Raw genomic sequence first — 652 nt, forward strand, 5'->3', positions numbered from 1 at the left:
TCCATCATCGGGGCGACCGAAAGCCGTGCGGCGCGGGTGAGATCGGATCTATGTCCCATGATGGTCTAAGCCTTATCGTCTATCGAGCTGGAAATATGGGGGTTCGGGAGGGTCAATGCTATAGCGGGGCGGGCATGGCAAGGGGCAGGGGGCCGATATCACGCGCCCGTTGTTTGCCTAAATCCGCGGCATTGGGCCGGAATGTGCCGGGCTTGATGCGTTTATTACCCTGATTTTGCCCAAATACTGCCATATCTTAACACTTATATCACACTGTCGGAGCCAAACTACCGACAGGCGACCGAGAATCGAATCGACCGGCGCACAAATTGAACGACCCGAGAGATGGCAGAGATGAACATGACAGATACAGCGCAAGACCCGCAGACCAATATCCTTCGCTTCGTGCCCGCAGCGGCGACGTGGCAATGCGTGACCGTGGCGCAGCATTTTGGGGCGACCCCCGTGGTGCCAGCGGCGAATGACAATTACGCCCCGCAAGATCACGAAGGGGCCCAGACCAGCAGCAAAATGCTTGATTTTCTGTACCGCGTGGCCCGCTGAATCCTCATCAACGGTCCGGACGGCCTAGCCGGTTCCCCAGATCAGCCGGTGCTGTCACGCTTGAGCCGCGCAGAACGGCCCCCCCGCC

1 protein-coding gene is annotated in these 652 nt (G+C 59.0%); it reads left to right on the plus strand.

Features of this window, described 5'->3' with window-relative positions; translation table 11 throughout:
• Window positions 1-345: 345 nt before the first annotated feature.
• Window positions 346-564, plus strand: coding sequence for a hypothetical protein (locus B3849_RS10730; RefSeq protein ID WP_278425865.1), 219 nt, complete (start codon window positions 346-348; stop codon window positions 562-564).
• Window positions 565-652 lie beyond the last annotated feature (88 nt).

Source organism: Sulfitobacter sp. UBA4523 (assembly GCF_002388305.1).
In the GTDB taxonomy this organism is placed as follows: domain Bacteria; phylum Pseudomonadota; class Alphaproteobacteria; order Rhodobacterales; family Rhodobacteraceae; genus Sulfitobacter; species Sulfitobacter pontiacus.